The sequence below is a fragment of the Mycolicibacterium parafortuitum genome (assembly GCF_010725485.1).
Taxonomy (GTDB): domain Bacteria; phylum Actinomycetota; class Actinomycetes; order Mycobacteriales; family Mycobacteriaceae; genus Mycobacterium.
This window is the reverse complement of the sequence record NZ_AP022598.1, coordinates 1,550,936-1,566,730: the sequence shown is the minus strand read 5'-3', so window position 1 is coordinate 1,566,730 and position 15,795 is coordinate 1,550,936. Positions and strand designations below refer to the sequence as shown.

Here is a 15,795-nt window from a genome sequence, read left to right as displayed (position 1 = left end):
TCGCATCACCGTCATTGCGCGTCCCCTCCGAACAGTGCCGTGTTCCAGACGTGGATGACCGCCGCCAGAAGCGGGCCTGCGGCTTCGACACCGGCGCCGGAACGGATGTGGCGGTCCAGGACCCGCTCGTTCATCGAGATCAACGCGTGGGCGAGGGCCGCCGGATCGGGGATGTCGATGGTGGGCTGCTCGGCGATGAAGTCACTGACGAACTCCTCGTAGCGCTGCAGCCACTGGTCCCAGATCGCTTTGGCCTCCGCGTCGGAATCGCGGGCGTCGAGCATCGCCCGGAACAGCGTGCGGTGGGTGTGCCATGACTCGAAAGTCCTTGTCATGGCGTCGACCACGGAAACGCGGGGGTCGCCGCCGCCGGCCAGGAAGCCGCCGATGGTGAACACGTCGTCCTGAAAGATCCCGCTGAGCAGTTCGGTGACGACCTCGTGCTTGCCTGCGAAGTAGAAATAGAACGCCGGCCGTTTCAGCCCCGCCGACCGTGCCACCTCGGCGACGCTGATGTCGGCCAACGACTGGGTCTGCAGTTGCTCCTCGAACGCCTCGAGGAGCCGCTGCCTTCGCTCGTCACCACGCGGTTGGGGCCGGGTCGCGTTGCGCCGGGAACCCTGCGTGGATTCAGGCGGCACCGGCCGCCTCGCGCGTCGCCCGGCCCGCCAGTGGCACCGGTCCGTACTTCTCGACGCGGCGGCGACCGGCCGGCAGTTCGCGTTTGCGCATGTTGCGTTCGTAGTCCCAGTAGTCCACCTGCTGGGTGTGACGCGGCTTGTCGACGAAATGCCCGATGTACTTTCGCTCGTCAGCGGCGATCGTGCGACGCATCTCGGCCTCCGACGGAGGCCGGTACGTGCCTGCGAGATACGCCGCGGCCAACCGGGCCTGACATTCGACGAACGGGAACAGTGTGGGCAGCGCCTGGGCGAAACCGATGAAGAGCAGGTCGTCGATGCCCGGCTTGAGGATCCGCTTGTACAACGGCAGCCGGTTGTCAGGGGCCTCGAGGAAGCTGCGGTCGAAGAACGGGAACGTGATGTTGTATCCCGTCGCGTAGATGATCACGTCGGCCTCCACCGACGACCCGTCCACGAAGACCACCGAACGGCCGTCCAGGCGTTCGATATTCGGCTTCGCGGTCGCGTCACCGGACCCCAACCGCATGAGCAGTTCGGCGGACTGCGTGGGATGCGCCTCCAGGAAACGGTGGTTGGGTTTCGGCAGCCCGTACCGCTGCGGATCGCCGAACATCAACCGGGCGAACGGCTGCATCGCCCGGCGCTGCCACGCCAGCGGGATCACCGGCAGGGAGTGCGCGATCTTGTCGGCCGTCATCCCGAAGACGTACTTGGGCACGACCCACGCCCCGGACCGGGTGGACAGGTAAACGGTGTTGCGCCAAGACTTCTGGGACAGTTCGGAGACGAGGTCGGCGGCCGAGTTGCCGATGCCGACGACGACGATGCGCTTCCCGCGCAAATCCAGTGGTTCGGTGGGGTCGATGTATTCGTGGGCGTGGATGCTCTCGCCGGTGAACTCCCCCGGGAAATCGGGCGTGCGCGGATCCCAGTGATGGCCGTTCGCGACGACCAGGACGTCGTAGCGGCGGGTCTGCCCATCCTGGGTGTCGAGTTCCCAGCCGCCCTGCGGCAGACGCCGCGCATGCTCGACACCGTTACGGAACTGAATGCGCTCCAGCAGCCCGAAGGCCTCGGCGTACTCGTCGAGGTAGTCCTTGATCTGAGAGTGGTGCGGGTAGTCGGGCAGGTCGGACCGCATCGGGAAGTCGCGGAACGACAGGCAGTCGCGCGAGGTGTCGATGTGCAGCGACCGGTAGGCGCTGGAGTGCCCGTTCGGATTGCGGAACGCCCAGTTTCCGCCGATCCGGTCCGACGACTCGAAGCAGTCGTAGTCGATGCCGGCGTCGGCAAGATTCTTGCCGGTGGTCAATCCGCTGATACCGGCGCCGATGATCGCAGCCGTGGGTGATGTGGACATGGTGTCTACCGTTCTGTGAGCTCCGCCACCGGGCACGCTACCAAGATTCTGACAGCTGTCAAAGAACTGGCCGGGGGTTCGGATCGGCGCACCGTAGGTGTGCGGTTACCAGGAAAACTCCGGCCTGGGCAGGACGCCTTCGCGTCGCCACGCTGGCAGCATGGCCGTGACACTGGACGATTCGTTCTTTCAGAACCCGCACGCGGTGTACGCCGACCTGAGCCGCCGCGGCGCGGTGCACCGCGCGCAGGCCTGGGGCGGCGTGGACGTCTGGATCGTCACCCGCTATGCCGAAGCCCGAGAACTGCTCGCCGATCCCCGCCTGAAGAAGCACGGCCCGACCGCCAGCAGCCTGTTCCCGCCGGGAAACACCACCACCATCGGGACGGTGCTGGGCGACAACATGCTGTTTCGCGATCCGCCCGATCACACGCGGTTACGCCGACTCATCACCGCGGCGTTCACGGCGCGATCGGTGCGCGGGTTACGCCCGGCCATCGTCGACATCGCCGACGACCTGCTCACCACGATGAGCCGCCAGGCACCGGGGCGCGTCGATCTGATGCAGTCGCTGGCGCTGCCGCTGCCGATCCGGGTGATCGGCGAATTACTGGGTGTTCCACCAGAACTGCGCACCCGGTTCTCGTCGCTGGTGATACCGATCCTCGGTTCCAACCTCTCGGACGAGGTGGATCACGCGCGGATCGAACTCGCGCAACTTCTGCAGACGATCGTCGCCGCCAAGCGCACCGAGCCGGCTCAGGATGTGCTGGGCAATCTCGTCCACCTCCGCGACGACGGTGACCGATTGTCCGAGGAGGAGCTGCTGGGGACGGCGTTCCTGCTGATCGTCGCGGGCTACGAGACCACGGTGAACCTGATCGCCAACGGCGTGCTGGCGCTGCTGCGCAATCCGGCGCAGATGGCGGCGTTGCGTGCGGACCGCTCGCTGCTGCCCGCCGCCATCGAGGAAGCCCTGCGCTTCGAGAGCCCACTCAACACCGCCACCGTCCGCTACACCGACGAACCGGTCTGCGTCGACGACGTCGAGATCCCGGCCGGCGAACTGGTATTGATCGCGCTGCTGGGCGCCAACCGCGACGAGCGGCAGTTCCATGACGCCGGCAGTTTCAACGTCTTTCGGGGCGACAACCGTCATCTCGCGTTCGGTCACGGCATTCACCACTGCATCGGCGCACCACTGGCCCGGATGGAAGCCGAGATCGCGCTCGACGGACTGCTCTCGCGGTTCCAGCATCTGGAGCTCATCGAGGACGAACCGCTGCAGTACCGGTCGAGCACCCTGATCCGCGGTCTGCTGAGCCTGCCGATCTCCATCGGCGGCCGCCGACCCTGCCGGTCCGGGGCCGGCTAGCAACACCGCTCCATCGACCGAATTCTCAGAACCCCAGAAAGAGAGTGTCATGACCACCGAGACGACCCGCCAGGACGGGACGCTGCACCACGACTACATCATCGTCGGCGCGGGATCCGCGGGATGCGTACTTGCGGCCCGGTTGTCCGAGAACCCGGACACGACCGTGCTGCTGTTGGAATCCGGTCCCGAGGACACCCGCCCGGAGATCGGAGCACCCCCCGCGTGGCCGGCACTGTGGGGCACCGAGGTCGACTACGCCTACAACACGATTCCCCAACCGGGCACCTCCGGGCTGCGGCACGACTGGCCGAGGGGGCACACCCTCGGCGGAAGCAGCAGCATCAACGCGATGGTCTTCCTGCGCGGGCACCCGAACGACTTCGACAGCTGGAATTGTTCCGGTTGGGACTACGAGTCGGTGCTGCCGTACTTCAAGCGCATGGAGACGGTCGAGGGCGGCGATCCCCGCTTCCGCGGCGCGGACGGCCCGATGCGACCCGCGCCCGCCAGTCCCGACGTCGCGAACCCGCTGTCCGAGGTCTTCCTCCGGGGGGCCGCCGCGGCGGGCTTCCCGCTCACCGCCGACTTCAACGGTGCCTGCGCCGAGGGGGCGGGCTGGCACGACCTGTCGATCTCCGAGGGCACCCGGCAGAGCACCGCACGGGCGTATCTGCACCCGGTACGTGCCGGCAGGCCCAACCTGACGGTCCTGACCGGTGCGCGTGCCCGTCGCCTCCTGATCGACGGGATGCGCTGCACCGGAGTGGAATTCGATCATCAGGGCGGGGCCGTTTCGGCATACGCCGGCGCCGAGGTGATCGTCAGTGCGGGTGCGGTGGACTCGCCGCGGCTGCTGCTGTTGTCCGGGGTCGGCCCTGCCGCCGAACTCGAAGCCGCCGGCATCGAGGTGCTCCACGACCTGCCCGGCGTCGGACGCAACCTGCACGACCACCCGGTGTGCGGGGTGGTCTACGAAGCAGCACAACCGCTTCCGGTCGGCCAGAACAACCACGCCGAGACGTCGATGGCGTGGCGCAGCGACCCGTCGCTCGCGGGCCCCGACATGCAGGTGATGTTCATCCACCTGCCGTTCATCCCGCCGCACCTGGAGGCCCCGGCGAACGGCTTCACGTTCGGCGTTGCCGTGATGGTTCCGGAGTCGCGCGGCTCGATCCGCCTTGCGGGACCGGACCCGCGGACGCCACCGCTGATCGACCCGAACTACCTCGGGGCGGAAGCCGACCTGCGCCGGATGGTCGAGGGCATCGGGGTGGCCCGCGAGATCGCGGCCACTGAGCCGTTCGCTCCGTGGCGTGCGCGGGAGGTGCTGCCCGGGCCCGACGCGCGCGATCCGAAGGCGTTGCGGTCCTTCCTGTCTACCGCCACGGCCACCTACTTCCACCCGGTGGGCACCTGCATGATGGGTTCGGGATCGGCGGCGGTGGTGGACCCCGAACTGCGGGTGCACGGACTTGACGGGCTACGGGTCGCGGACGCCTCGGTGATGCCCCGGGTCGTGTCGGTCAACACCAACGCCGCCACCATCATGATCGGCGAGAAGGCCGCCGACCTGATCCGCTACGGGGCGGGGGCCTAGAGACCGCCCGGCATACGGCGTCCTCCGACGATGCGAGAGTAGACGTTGCCTCATCGGAGAATGTATGTTTCCGGCGGGACACGATTGGAGGGCCGGCGTGACATACACCGTGGTCCATGCCGGCACCGGCATCACCGGACGAGAAGCCCTGCGCGGTTTGATCGACGACCCGGAGCTCGTGCTCGCCGGGGTTCTCGTGTCGTCGCCGGACAAGGCAGGCCGGGACGCGGGTGCGTTGTGCGGGCGCCCGGACACCGGCGTCATCGCTCACGACGACTTCGACGCGGTGCTCCGCGAGAAACCCGACTGCTTCTGTTACTGCTCGACCGCGGTCGGCCGGGAAGAGGACGCCTACAACGACATCGCCCGCCTGCTTCGGCACGGCATCAATGTGGTGACCATCTCGACGATCCCGATGGTGTACCCGGCGGCCGCCCCCGAGAAGTGGCAACGTCTGCTCGAATCAGCGTGCGCGGAGGGCGGTTCGACGTTCTACGCCTCGGGCTGCGAGCCAGGGATCGTCAGCCTCAACCTGCCCGTGGCGCTGATGGCGGGCGCAGGGCAGGTCGACAGCTACCGGATGGACGAGTACGCGATCGACCTGGACCTCGTGTATCCGATCTGGGAGGTGCTGCACGAGTCGATGGGATTCGGTAAGCCCGACGGCCATGTCCCCGCCCGGATCGCGTCCGGAAAGGTCCGCCATGACTGGGAAGCCGTCGTGCGCTACACCGCCGACGCGCTCGGGATCGCACTCGACACTGTCGACCTCGACTGGGAGACGGTGCTCGCCCCCGAGGATCTGACCACCGCGTTGGGTCCGCTGCCCAAGGGCACGATCTGCGGTCATCGCTGGCGGCTCGCGGGGATCAGCCGCGGCGAGGCGGTCGTCGCGGTGCAGTACTTCGCGACAGTGTCGTCGACCCCGTGGCCCGGCAGTTGGCCCAGGCCGGAGGGCGGAGCCGGGATGGTGCACCGCATCGAGGGTCGGCCCAGCATGCGCCTGCAGATGTCGTTCGAGAGCGGCCCGGGCGAGCGGGCCATGCCCTCGCTGTCGTTCACCGGCCAAGCCGTCGTCAACGCGATTCCGCACGTCGTCGACAGCGCGCCCGGCCTGCTCGAACCGGTACTCGGCCGGTCAGTGGTCACCCGGCAGGCCCGTCGCAGCTGAACATCCGTGGCTGGTGGGTCAGTCGCCGCCAGGCGATACCGAGGCCGCTGCCGCCTCGTCGATGATCGCGCGCATCCCCGCCTCGGCCTGATCCTCCTCGCCCATCCTGATCGCACGTGCGACCTCGTCGTGCAGGGCGATCGCCGCGATCTTCGGCCGCTCGGGCATCAAGCCGTGATGCGTTCGGCCGGCGAGTAATTCGGCGACCACACTGTTGAGCCCACGGAACATCTCGTTCCCACTGGCTTCCAACAGAGTTTGGTGAAAAAGCTTGTCCGCCAGAAGGTAAGCGTCGAGATCACCGGAACGTCCGTGCACCATCATGTCGGACACTGCCGCCGCCATGACCCGGCACTGGTGTGGTGTCGCCCGCCGAGCGGCCAACGCCGCTGCTGCCGGCTCGAACCCCCGTCGCAACTCCGACAGAGAGACGAGTTGCGCGGCCCGGTCACCGGCGTCCAACCGCCATCGGATGATCCTCGGGTCGAACACGTTCCACTTCTCCGCGGGCAGAACCGTGATGCCGACACGACGGCGGGACTCGACCATGCCCATGGATTCGAGCACGCGGATCGCCTCGCGGGCGACACTGCGGGACACGCCATGGTCGGCGCTCACCCCGTCGAGGGTGATCACCTGCCCGGGCGCGTAGCGGGCGGACACGATGGCCGATCCCAGGGCAGTCAGCAGGCTCCCATGAAGAGCGCTCGCCGGTAGCCGATCGGACATGGATAAATCATGCCAGATCGCCTACTTGCGAATTACCGAATACGTATTTCGGCATAGCTCTTGCAATAGTATGCCTATTCATCCAAGCTATGTGATGTCACCCACGCAGTTAGGTACAGCGGATGCCACCACCGATCGTCGTCATGGGCGTCTCCGGCTCCGGGAAGTCGACGGTTGGGGCCGCTCTGGCACAGCGTCTGCGCGTCCCGTTCGCCGACGCCGACGATTTCCACCCACCGGCGAACATCGCGAAGATGTCGGCGGGCCATGCTCTCGACGACGACGACCGGTACCCGTGGCTCGAGGCGATCGGAGAATGGCTCGCACGCCATCGCGACGGCGGCGTCATGGGCTGCTCCGCCCTCAAACGCAGCTACCGCGACCAGATGCGCCGGCATTGCGCCGAGGTGGAGTTCCTGCATCTTGCGGGCTCCCCCGACATCATCGGTCGGCGCCAGGCCAGCAGACCCGGCCACTTCATGCCCGCGTCGCTGCTCGCATCGCAATTCGAAACCCTCGAACCCCTCGAGGACGACGAGCGCGGTATCGCCATCGAGGTCGATCGCGACATCGATGCCATCGTCGAAACCTATGTCACCACAAGGAAAACCCCCACCACCGAACAGGAGAACCGATGAGCCCGGCAACCGCCATGTGGTCAGACAGGAGTAATCGTGGAGGCAATTGATCCGGCATTCGGAACCGCCACGCTGCTGGTGATCGCCGCGGCCGCGGTCGCCGTCCTGCTGTTCCTCATCATCAAGGTGAAGTTGCACGCGTTCCTGGCGCTGGTGCTGGTCAGTGCGTTGACAGCGCTCGCAGCCGGAATTCCGGTGGCCGATGTTCCCAGCGCACTGTCCTACGGGTTCGCCAATACGCTCGGCTCGGTGGCGCTGCTCGTCGGCTTCGGTGTGATGATCGGCCGCCTGCTCGAGGTCACCGGTGGCGCTCAGGTGCTCGCCGACACCCTCATCGGCCGGTTCGGCGAGAAGAGAGCCCCCCTCGCCCTCGGCGTTGCCGCGCTGTTGTTCGGCTTCCCGATCTTCTTCGATGCCGGTCTGGTCGTCTTCCTCCCGATCATCATGACCGTCGCACGCCGCTTCGGCGGTTCGATGCTGTTGTACGCGTTCCCTGCTGCCGGCGCGTTCGCGGCCATGCACGCGCTGGTGCCGCCGCACCCGGGTCCGGTGGCGGCCGCCGAAGCGCTCGGCGCGAACATCGGGCTCACCCTGATCATCGGCGTCCCCGTGGCCGTCGTTGCGTGGTACGTCGGCGCCTTCCTGGTGTCCCAGGTGATCGGGCGCCGGGTGTACGTCGACATCCCGGTGTCGATATTCGGTGAGATGAACGGTGGGCGCGATGACGCCGCGGGGGACGGCGGCGCCGGCGCGCAAGGCAGCGTGCGCACGGAGACCCGATCGGCGCCGTCGTTTTTGACGGTGCTCGGCGTGTTGATGCTGCCGTTCGTGCTGATCTCGTTCAACACCGTACTCAGCACGCTGATGACTGCCGGGGTGATCGAGGAGGGCGCCACCTGGGCGGAGTACCTCAAGCTGCTCGGCAACACCTCGATCGCGCTGTTGATCACGGTGATCGTCGCGACGCTGGTCCTGGGACTGCGGAACAACTCGATGGCCGACGTCACCGAGATCCTCGACAAAGCCCTCGGCCCGATCTGCGCGATCATCTTGATCACCGGTGCCGGTGGAATGTTCGGAGGTGTGTTGCGCCTCAGCGGTATCGGCGACGCGCTGAGCGGTTCCCTGTCGAATCTCGGGATCTCGCTGATCCTGCAGGCGTTCCTGATCTCCACACTGCTTCGCGTCGCGCAGGGTTCGGCGACGGTCGCGCTGACCACGACGGCGGGCCTGCTGAGTGCCGCGGTCGCGGCGGCCGGCTTGAGCAACGTGCAACTGGTGGCGCTGGTGATGGCCATCGCGGCGGGCGCCACCGTGCTCTCGCACGTGAACGACTCGGGCTTCTGGTTGGTCAGCCGGTTCTTCGGGATGGACGTCAAGACGACCCTGAAAACGTGGACGGTTCTGGAAACCACACTGGGCCTGACCGCGTTCGCGCTCAGCCTCGCGTTGTGGGCCGTGGGCTGACGGAGAATCGACCACGATGGCAGAACCCACGCGCCTCGACAGCTGGCCCCGTCTCCGCGTCGACGATTGGACGCCGACGCGGGAAACGCTCCACATGTGGACGCAGATCATCGGCAAGATCCGGCTCGCCCACGCACCACTGGTGAACCACTGGTGGCAGGTCACGTTGTACGTGACGCCGCGCGGCCTCACCACATCGGCGGTGCCGCACGGCAGCGAAACCTTCGACATCGAGTTCGATTTCATCGATCATCAATTGCGGATCCGCAGTAGCAACGGCGAAATCCGATCCATCCAGCTCAAGGCACAGTCCGTCGCAGACTTCTACTTCAAGGTCATGACGGCGCTCGACGAGTTGGGTCTGGACACGCAGATCCAGTCGCGTCCCAACGAGGTCGACCCGGCCGTACCGTTCGCCGAGGACGTCGAGCGCGCCTCCTACGATCCCGTAGCCGCGAACCTGTTCTGGCGGCAGCTGCTGCAAGCGAACCGCGTCATCGGTCAATTCCGGTCACGATTCGTCGGCAAGGTCAGTCCGGTGCACTTCTTCTGGGGAGCAATGGATTTGGCGTGTACCCGGTTCTCCGGCCGTACTGCGCCGACGCACCCCGGTGGCTCACCCAATGTCGGTGACTGGGTGATGGTGGAAGGGTATTCCCGCGAACTGAGCAGCTGCGGGTTCTGGCCCGGCGGTGGCGACGAGGGCGCCTTCTATGCCTACGCCTACCCCGAACCCGAGGGATTCGCCGATCATCCGGTCGGCCCGGCGGAGGCGTTCTACAGTCAGGACTACCGCCAGTTCCTGCTGCCGTACGAGGCGGTGCGGCAAGCGGCCGATCCCGACCGGGCGCTGATGGAGTTTCTTCAGGGCACGTACGAAGCCGGGGCGATCCTCGGCAACTGGGACCGCGATGCTCTGGAGGACGATCCCGACCGCTGGAAGGCCCGGCAGTCACGCGCGTGAAGGAGTGTGTGGACGGTCGATGTCGTCCACACACGATCGGTGGCGACGCGCTCACCGCATGGGCGAGGCCCACGATCTGCTGGAGAACAGGCGGTCATATGCGCTGCACGGCAAGGTCGCCATCGATGTCGCGGGGGACACTGTCGCGCTCCCACCGCGCGCCGCGTAGCGGGCACCGGGTCAGAACGCCGCCCCCGGATTGAGGATCGCGTCGGGGTCCAGTGCCTGCTTGATCCGGCGGTTGAGTTCCATTGCCTCCGGGCCGATCTGGCTTCCCAGCCACGGCCGCTTCAGCCGGCCGACTCCGTGCTCACCGGTGATCGTGCCGCCGAGGCCCACGGCGAGCTCCATGATCTCGCCGAACGCCTTCTCCGCCCGCTCGGCCATCGCGGCGTCGGCCGGATCGAACACGATCAACGGGTGGGTGTTGCCGTCGCCGGCATGCGCGATCACCGAGATCAGCACGTCTCGGTTGGCAGCGATCTTCTCGATGCCCGCGCACAGGTCGGCGAGTCTGGGCACCGGCACGCCGACATCCTCGAGCAGTAGCGAACCCTTGGCCTCGACCGCGGGGATCGCGAACCTCCGGGCGGCGACGAAGGCTTCGCCCTCGGCCGGGTCGTTGGTCGAGAACACCTCCGCAGCGCCGGCTTCGGTGAACACCTGAGCCATGAACTCCGCGTCCTCGGCGCCCGCGGCGCCGCGATCGTCGGAGGCGGCGACCATCATGGCGGCGGTGTGGCGATCCAGCCCCATCTTCAGTTTGTCCTCGACGGCGTTGATCGCCACGGAATCCATGAACTCCAGCATCGACGGCCGGATCTTGCCGGTCACGGCAACCACCGCTTCAGAGGCTGCCTGCACCGAATCGAACGTCGCCACCACGGTGCACTGCGGCGGCTGCGGTGGCAGTAGCCGCAACGTCACCTCGGTGATGACCCCGAGCGTGCCCTCGCTGCCGACGAACAATTTCGTCAGCGACAGCCCCGCGACATCCTTGAGCCGGGGCCCACCGATCCGCACCGCGGTGCCGTCGGCCAGCACCACCTGCAGGCCGAGCACGTAGTCGGTGGTCACGCCGTACTTCACGCAGCACAGTCCGCCCGCGTTGGTGGCGACATTGCCACCGATACTGCAGATCTCATACGACGACGGATCCGGCGGGTACCACAGCCCGTGTTCGGCGACGGCCTTCTTGACCTCGGAATTGAGCAGGCCGGGCTGTACCACCGCGGTGCGGGTGACCGGGTCGACGGTGATGTCGCGCATCTTCTCCGTCGACAACACGATGGCACCGTCCAACGCCGTTGCGCCACCCGACAATCCCGTGCCCATGCCCCGGGGCACCACCGCGATCTTGTGTGCGGAGGCCCAGCGCAGCACGGCCTGCACCTCCTCGGTGCGGGTGGGCCGAACGACGGCCGCGGCGGTGCCGGCCCGCGGGTCGGCCGCGCGGTCCTGCCGGTAGGAGGCCACGATGTCGGGGTCGGTGACGACGGTGCCTTCGGGTAGTTCGGTGATGAGATCGTCCAGCGCGCCCATGAACTCGTGGGTGCTCATGCCGGCACCATCCACGACAGGACCGGTGACGCCTGCAGAGCCGACAACGCGCACAGCAGCACGAGGAACCCGAGACTCCACAGCACCACCCGTCGGAAGATGTCGCCCTCCTTGCCGTCGAGGCCGACAGCCGCGGCGGCGATGGCCAGGTTCTGTGGCGAGATCATCTTGCCCAGCACCCCGCCGGAACTGTTCGACGCAGCCATCAGCACCTCGGACAGTCCGGCCTGGTTGGCGGCGGTGACCTGGAGCGCACCGAACAACGAGTTCGCCGACGTATCCGACCCGGTGACCGCGACGCCGAGCCAACCCAGGATCGGTGACAGCAATGCGAACAACCCGCCTGCCGCCGCCATGAACGTGCCCAGCGTGATCGTCTGGCCGGACAGGTTCATCACGAAGGCCAGCGCCAGGACGGTCATCACGGTGACGATCGCCCAGCGCAGTTGATGCAGCGTCACCCCGTAGGCCTTGACCGCTCGGGGCACCGACAGGCGCAGCGCGATCATCGTGAGCAGTCCCGCGACCAGCATCTGGGTTCCGGGGGTGGTCAACAGGTTCAGCGTGAACTTCGTCAACGTCGACGGATCGCCGTCGGCGTCGACAACATTGAGCCCCGGCCAGTTTCCGGCGACGGTGGCGGTGTCGAGCAGGCTTTTGACCGCCGGAATCTGGCACAGGACGAAGACGGCGATGATGATCCCGTATGGGGCGTAGGCCTTGACGACGTCGGCGCGGGAGTCCTTCACCTCGCCGTCTCGCGCGGGACCATCCCCGGTGCCGCCGCTGCCCCCACGCGGACGTGGTCCGTCCGCGGAACGCGGTCCCCCGCGCCGGACGTCGCCGCTGCCGGCCTCGGCCGATCCGACGCGCACGGCGACCGCTTCGGGTTCGGCGAGCTCGGTGTAGGTGTTGGCGGGGCGCCATACCCGTACCAGCGCGACCACCGCTGCCGCCGACAGCAGCGAGGCCACCACATCGGCGAGCGGAACCGACAGGAAGTTGGACGTGGCGTACTGCGCAAGGGCGAACACCAGACCGCACACCACCGCCGCCGGCCAGGTCGCGCGCATCCCGCGGCGGCCGTCGATGATCGCCACCAGTGCCAGCGGGACGAACAGCGCGAGGATCGGGGTCTGGCGGCCCACCATCGCCCCGAGGGTGTCGGCGTCCAGCCCGGTGACCTTGCCCAGCGTGATGATGGGGGTGGCCATCGCGCCGAACGCCACCGGAGCGGTGTTGGCGACCAACGCCAGTACCGCGGCCTTGAGTGGACGGAACCCCAGCGCCATCAGCATCACCGAGGTGACCGCCACGGGGGTGCCGAAGCCGGCCAGCGCCTCGATCAGGGCGCCGAACGAGAACGCGATGATGATGGCCTGGATGCGCTGATCGTCGCTGACCGAGCTGAACGACCGCCGCAGCACGTCGAAGTGGCCTGTCTCGACGGTCATCTGATACACCCAGATGGCGTTGATCACGATCCACAGGATCGGGAAGAAGCCGAACGCGGCGCCCTCGGTGGCCGCCAAAACGGTCTGGCCGACGGGCATTCCGTAGATGACGACGGCCACCGCGACACTCACGGCCAGCGAGATCAGCGACGCCTTCCAGGCGGTCATCTTCACGGCGCCGAGCAGGACGAACAACAGGAGCAGCGGGACGGCCGCCACCGCCGCGCTCCAGCCCAGCGAGCCGGCAACGGGATCGAGAATTTGCTGGTACACGACCTACCTCCACTGTGGCGTGGCTCACACCAAGCGTCGGTTACCACGGCCCGCGGCGAGGTAAACGCCGCTACCCGACAGGGCCGGCCTCGCGCGCAGCGAAGCCGGCCCGGTCGCGCTGAGCTACCGGTGCGTGACCGAACTCCGGCCGCCGACGCGCAGCCAGATCAGCAGGACGATCACCGCACCGATGACCGAGCCGATGATCCCGGAGGGCTGCAGGAATCCCTGCGATGCGTCCTTGTGGAAGAGCAGGTATCCGAGGAACCCACCGACGAAGGACCCGACGATTCCGAGAACGATGGTCATCAGGATCGACAGGTTCTGCTTGCCCGGAACGAGGAGGCGAGCGATGGCGCCGGCGATGAGTCCGACGACGATGATGCTGACGATGAGTCCGATCATGGCTGCGTGCCTTTCTGGTGCAGCGCCGCGGGGCGCTGGATCGGGATGGCCGGGCGATTGCTCGACACTGCTGTCAGTCGACCACCCTTAAGGGGGATGGCGATACACCCTTAGGTAGGTAGCGTGAACCCATGGCATCGCCGCCGCACACTCCCATCACGGTGGCGCTGGTCGACGACTACGACGTCGTGCTGATGGGTGTCGCGAACATGTTCGACCGCTACCGCGACCGTGTCGTCGTCGCGGAGATCGACTCCAACATGAGCCTCGACGACAGCGTCGACATCGTCCTCTACGACTCCTTCGCCCAGCCGGAGTCCGACCACGACGAGATCGCGGCGCTGGTCGCCAATCCACGGGCTCGCCGGGTTGTGGTCTACACGTGGAACTTTCACCCCGAACTCATCGAGAGCGCCCGCCGGAAAGGGGCCCACGGGTATCTGTCCAAGACGCTGCCGGCCCGGGAGTTGGTCACTGCGCTGGAGGCGGTGCACGCCGGCGAGATGGTGATCAGTGACGTCCCGGCGCGTGGGCGCAGCGCGGTCGGTCTCGACTGGCCGGGCCGCGGGGAGGGGCTCAGCGACCGGGAGTCGGAAATCCTGGCGCTCATCACGCAGGGCAAGAGCAACGCTGAGGTCGCCGCGCTGACCTACCTCAGCCCCAACACCATCAAGTCCTACATTCGCACGATCTACCGGAAGATCGACGTGGCCAGCAGAACCCAGGCGGTGCTGTGGGGTGTCGAGCACGGGTTCACTCCCGATCACCACCGCATCGAGCACTGGAAGGGTGGCCCCTGAGCAGACCTCGGGACCACCAAATCGACTTGTCAGCAATCGATCTCGGTCACATCGCCTGCTGTTCGACGGCGTGGTGGATGGTGCGCATGCTGGGCCGGAAACCGAGTCGGCGTGCCAGCGCACCGTCCATCTGCAGATGCCAGGGGTGATCCAGCGGCTGCGACGACGGGTCCATGGCGCCGCCGGCGATCGCGACGAGTTCGTACATCGACGTCGGCGCCTCATCGGTGATGTTGACGATCCGGCCGTCGAAGGCCCCGGTGAGCGCCAGCCGGGTCGCGGTCGCGACGTCACGGTGGTGGATGAGGCTCATCCGCTGCGCCGGATGCATGTTGGCGTTGGCGGCTTGACCCGGCAGCGCCTCCAGATGACCGTCGCCGTCACCGTAGACGAAGCCGTAGCGCTGAATCGCCCACGTGAGTCCGCTACTGCGCAGGGCATTTTCGGCAGCCAACTTGCTCGCCGGGTACGCGTGGCCAGGATCGAGCTCGTCGCTCTCGCGGCCCGGACGCGCGCACTCGGCGCCGTAGACGTGCGCGGTGCTCGCCATGATGAAGCGCGCATCCGGTGCGTGCTCCTGTGCCGCGGCGATGAGATTGCAGGACCCGTCGCGGTTCGTCGTCCAGATCAGCTCGGTGTCCGCCGTACGGAACACCGCGGCAAGATGGACGATTGCGTCGACACCGCTGACCGCGGGGGTGAGCGACTCGAGATCGGAGAGGTCCCCGATCACCTCTGTCACGTCGTGCGACACGGCCCCGCGCCGGCGCACCAGGGTGCGGCAGTCGTGGCCGTCCTCGACAAGGCGCGGAAGTAGTCGGGCACCCACCAGACCCGTCGCACCGGTCACCAGGATCTTCATGACAGCTCCTTTCCCAGATGTTGTTCGAGTCGTTCGGTCGCGGTGCGCAGCACCCGTATCGCGACGTCGATGTCATCGGCATCGAGGCCGTCGAAGGCCACTGAATGAATCCGGGCCAGGTCGGGCAGTTCAGTCCACAGCGCTTCCCCGGTCTCGGTGATACGCAACAGCTTCTTTCGCTGATCACGACCGTCGGGGATCTGCTCGACGAGCTTCTTCTTCACCAGGGTGATGACGACGGCGCTCAGCGTCGCGCGTTCGACCTGCAGGATGCGCTGCAGATCGCGCTGCCGGGTGGGCCCGGCGTTCACGAGTTGGTACAGCACGTACCACTGGGTTGCCCCGAGGCCGTAGGGCCGCAGCGCGTCCTCCATGGCGGCACGGGCCGCGAGGTAACACCGCTTGGTCCACGCACCGATCGTGTTGTGCCGCCCAGAACCGAGTTTGTCTGCCACCCGACGAATAATGTCAGGTGGCAGACAAACTGTCAATC

At 67.1% G+C, this 15,795-nt stretch carries 16 protein-coding genes; 8 read left to right on the top strand and 8 right to left on the bottom strand.

The window, feature by feature from the left end:
• Positions 1-11 precede the first annotated feature (11 nt).
• Positions 12-641 (bottom strand): TetR/AcrR family transcriptional regulator, encoded by a 630-nt coding sequence (locus NTM_RS07320; protein WP_083142587.1) that lies wholly within the window; start codon positions 639-641, stop codon positions 12-14.
• The gene (locus tag NTM_RS07315) at positions 631-2,004 is read right to left on the bottom strand and encodes a flavin-containing monooxygenase (RefSeq protein ID WP_083142588.1); all 1,374 of its coding nucleotides are present in this window, start codon (positions 2,002-2,004) and stop codon (positions 631-633) included. Before NTM_RS07315 ends, NTM_RS07320 begins: the two co-directional genes overlap by 11 nt.
• A 160-nt stretch (positions 2,005-2,164) precedes the next feature.
• On the opposite strand from NTM_RS07315, the gene NTM_RS07310 reads away from it, so the two are divergent.
• From NTM_RS07310 to NTM_RS07300, 3 genes are all read left to right on the top strand, one after another.
• Positions 2,165-3,379 (top strand): cytochrome P450 family protein, encoded by a 1,215-nt coding sequence (locus tag NTM_RS07310; RefSeq protein ID WP_163765913.1) that lies wholly within the window; start codon positions 2,165-2,167, stop codon positions 3,377-3,379.
• Between the two features lie 49 nt (positions 3,380-3,428).
• A complete protein-coding gene (locus NTM_RS07305) occupies positions 3,429-4,979 on the top strand; it encodes a GMC family oxidoreductase (RefSeq protein ID WP_163765912.1) in 1,551 nt (516 codons plus the stop codon).
• 97 nt (positions 4,980-5,076) lie between these two features.
• A complete protein-coding gene (locus tag NTM_RS07300; protein ID WP_232079644.1) occupies positions 5,077-6,150 on the top strand; it encodes a dihydrodipicolinate reductase in 1,074 nt (357 codons plus the stop codon).
• Positions 6,151-6,168: 18 nt separating this feature from the next.
• Here NTM_RS07300 and NTM_RS07295 read toward each other — a convergent pair whose 3' ends face one another.
• Entirely contained in the window at positions 6,169-6,879 is a 711-nt protein-coding gene (locus NTM_RS07295) for a FadR/GntR family transcriptional regulator (RefSeq protein WP_104864172.1), read from the bottom strand.
• A 122-nt stretch (positions 6,880-7,001) separates the two neighbouring features.
• Between NTM_RS07295 and NTM_RS07290 the strand changes: the two genes are divergently transcribed.
• From NTM_RS07290 to NTM_RS07275, 4 genes are read left to right on the top strand one after another with little or no spacing between them, the layout of a single operon-like run.
• The gene (locus NTM_RS07290; RefSeq protein ID WP_104864173.1) at positions 7,002-7,517 is read left to right on the top strand and encodes a gluconokinase; all 516 of its coding nucleotides are present in this window, start codon (positions 7,002-7,004) and stop codon (positions 7,515-7,517) included.
• Positions 7,518-7,553: 36 nt separating this feature from the next.
• Complete coding sequence (locus NTM_RS07285; RefSeq protein WP_104864174.1) at positions 7,554-8,984, top strand: GntP family permease; 1,431 nt, start codon at positions 7,554-7,556, stop codon at positions 8,982-8,984.
• Between the two features lie 16 nt (positions 8,985-9,000).
• Positions 9,001-9,948, top strand: coding sequence for a DUF5996 family protein (locus NTM_RS07280; protein ID WP_163765911.1), 948 nt, complete (start codon positions 9,001-9,003; stop codon positions 9,946-9,948).
• 19 nt (positions 9,949-9,967) lie between these two features.
• Positions 9,968-10,117: a hypothetical protein gene (locus NTM_RS07275; RefSeq protein ID WP_232079643.1), complete on the top strand. Its 150-nt coding sequence runs from the start codon at positions 9,968-9,970 to the stop codon at positions 10,115-10,117.
• A gap of 11 nt (positions 10,118-10,128) precedes the next feature.
• Here the strand turns inward: NTM_RS07275 and NTM_RS07270 are convergent, their stop codons facing one another.
• The 3 genes from NTM_RS07270 to NTM_RS07260 form a co-directional block, all read right to left on the bottom strand.
• Complete coding sequence (locus NTM_RS07270) at positions 10,129-11,490, bottom strand: FAD-binding oxidoreductase (RefSeq protein WP_163769406.1); 1,362 nt, start codon at positions 11,488-11,490, stop codon at positions 10,129-10,131.
• Positions 11,491-11,504: 14 nt separating this feature from the next.
• Positions 11,505-13,235 (bottom strand): L-lactate permease, encoded by a 1,731-nt coding sequence (locus NTM_RS07265; RefSeq protein WP_163765910.1) that lies wholly within the window; start codon positions 13,233-13,235, stop codon positions 11,505-11,507.
• A gap of 123 nt (positions 13,236-13,358) precedes the next feature.
• The gene (locus NTM_RS07260) at positions 13,359-13,640 is read right to left on the bottom strand and encodes a GlsB/YeaQ/YmgE family stress response membrane protein (RefSeq protein ID WP_104864178.1); all 282 of its coding nucleotides are present in this window, start codon (positions 13,638-13,640) and stop codon (positions 13,359-13,361) included.
• A 131-nt stretch (positions 13,641-13,771) separates the two neighbouring features.
• Here NTM_RS07260 and NTM_RS07255 point away from each other — a divergent pair, with 131 nt between their 5' ends.
• Positions 13,772-14,440: a response regulator transcription factor gene (locus NTM_RS07255; RefSeq protein ID WP_163765909.1), complete on the top strand. Its 669-nt coding sequence runs from the start codon at positions 13,772-13,774 to the stop codon at positions 14,438-14,440.
• 46 nt (positions 14,441-14,486) lie between these two features.
• Here the strand turns inward: NTM_RS07255 and NTM_RS07250 are convergent, their stop codons facing one another.
• Together NTM_RS07250 and NTM_RS07245 are read right to left on the bottom strand one after the other, a co-directional pair.
• Entirely contained in the window at positions 14,487-15,302 is an 816-nt protein-coding gene (locus tag NTM_RS07250; RefSeq protein ID WP_163765908.1) for an NAD-dependent epimerase/dehydratase family protein, read from the bottom strand.
• On the bottom strand, positions 15,299-15,757 hold the full coding sequence (locus tag NTM_RS07245; protein WP_232079641.1) for a MarR family winged helix-turn-helix transcriptional regulator: 459 nt from the start codon (positions 15,755-15,757) through the stop codon (positions 15,299-15,301). The genes NTM_RS07250 and NTM_RS07245 overlap by 4 nt, the downstream gene beginning before the upstream one ends.
• Between the last annotated feature and the right edge of the window lie 38 nt (positions 15,758-15,795).

Excerpts from the sequence above, each read along its gene's own strand:
- NTM_RS07315 (WP_083142588.1), bottom strand. The coding sequence starts at position 2,004 with ATGTCCACATCACCCACGGCTGCGATCATCGGCGCCGGTATCAGCGGA.
- NTM_RS07310 (WP_163765913.1), top strand. The coding sequence starts at position 2,165 with ATGGCCGTGACACTGGACGATTCGTTCTTTCAGAACCCGCACGCGGTG.
- NTM_RS07305 (WP_163765912.1), top strand. The coding sequence starts at position 3,429 with ATGACCACCGAGACGACCCGCCAGGACGGGACGCTGCACCACGACTAC.
- NTM_RS07295 (WP_104864172.1), bottom strand. The coding sequence starts at position 6,879 with ATGTCCGATCGGCTACCGGCGAGCGCTCTTCATGGGAGCCTGCTGACT.
- NTM_RS07290 (WP_104864173.1), top strand. The coding sequence starts at position 7,002 with ATGCCACCACCGATCGTCGTCATGGGCGTCTCCGGCTCCGGGAAGTCG.
- NTM_RS07280 (WP_163765911.1), top strand. The coding sequence starts at position 9,001 with ATGGCAGAACCCACGCGCCTCGACAGCTGGCCCCGTCTCCGCGTCGAC.
- NTM_RS07275 (WP_232079643.1), top strand. The coding sequence starts at position 9,968 with ATGTCGTCCACACACGATCGGTGGCGACGCGCTCACCGCATGGGCGAG.
- NTM_RS07270 (WP_163769406.1), bottom strand. The coding sequence starts at position 11,490 with ATGGGCGCGCTGGACGATCTCATCACCGAACTACCCGAAGGCACCGTC.
- NTM_RS07260 (WP_104864178.1), bottom strand. The coding sequence starts at position 13,640 with ATGATCGGACTCATCGTCAGCATCATCGTCGTCGGACTCATCGCCGGC.
- NTM_RS07255 (WP_163765909.1), top strand. The coding sequence starts at position 13,772 with ATGGCATCGCCGCCGCACACTCCCATCACGGTGGCGCTGGTCGACGAC.
- NTM_RS07250 (WP_163765908.1), bottom strand. The coding sequence starts at position 15,302 with ATGAAGATCCTGGTGACCGGTGCGACGGGTCTGGTGGGTGCCCGACTA.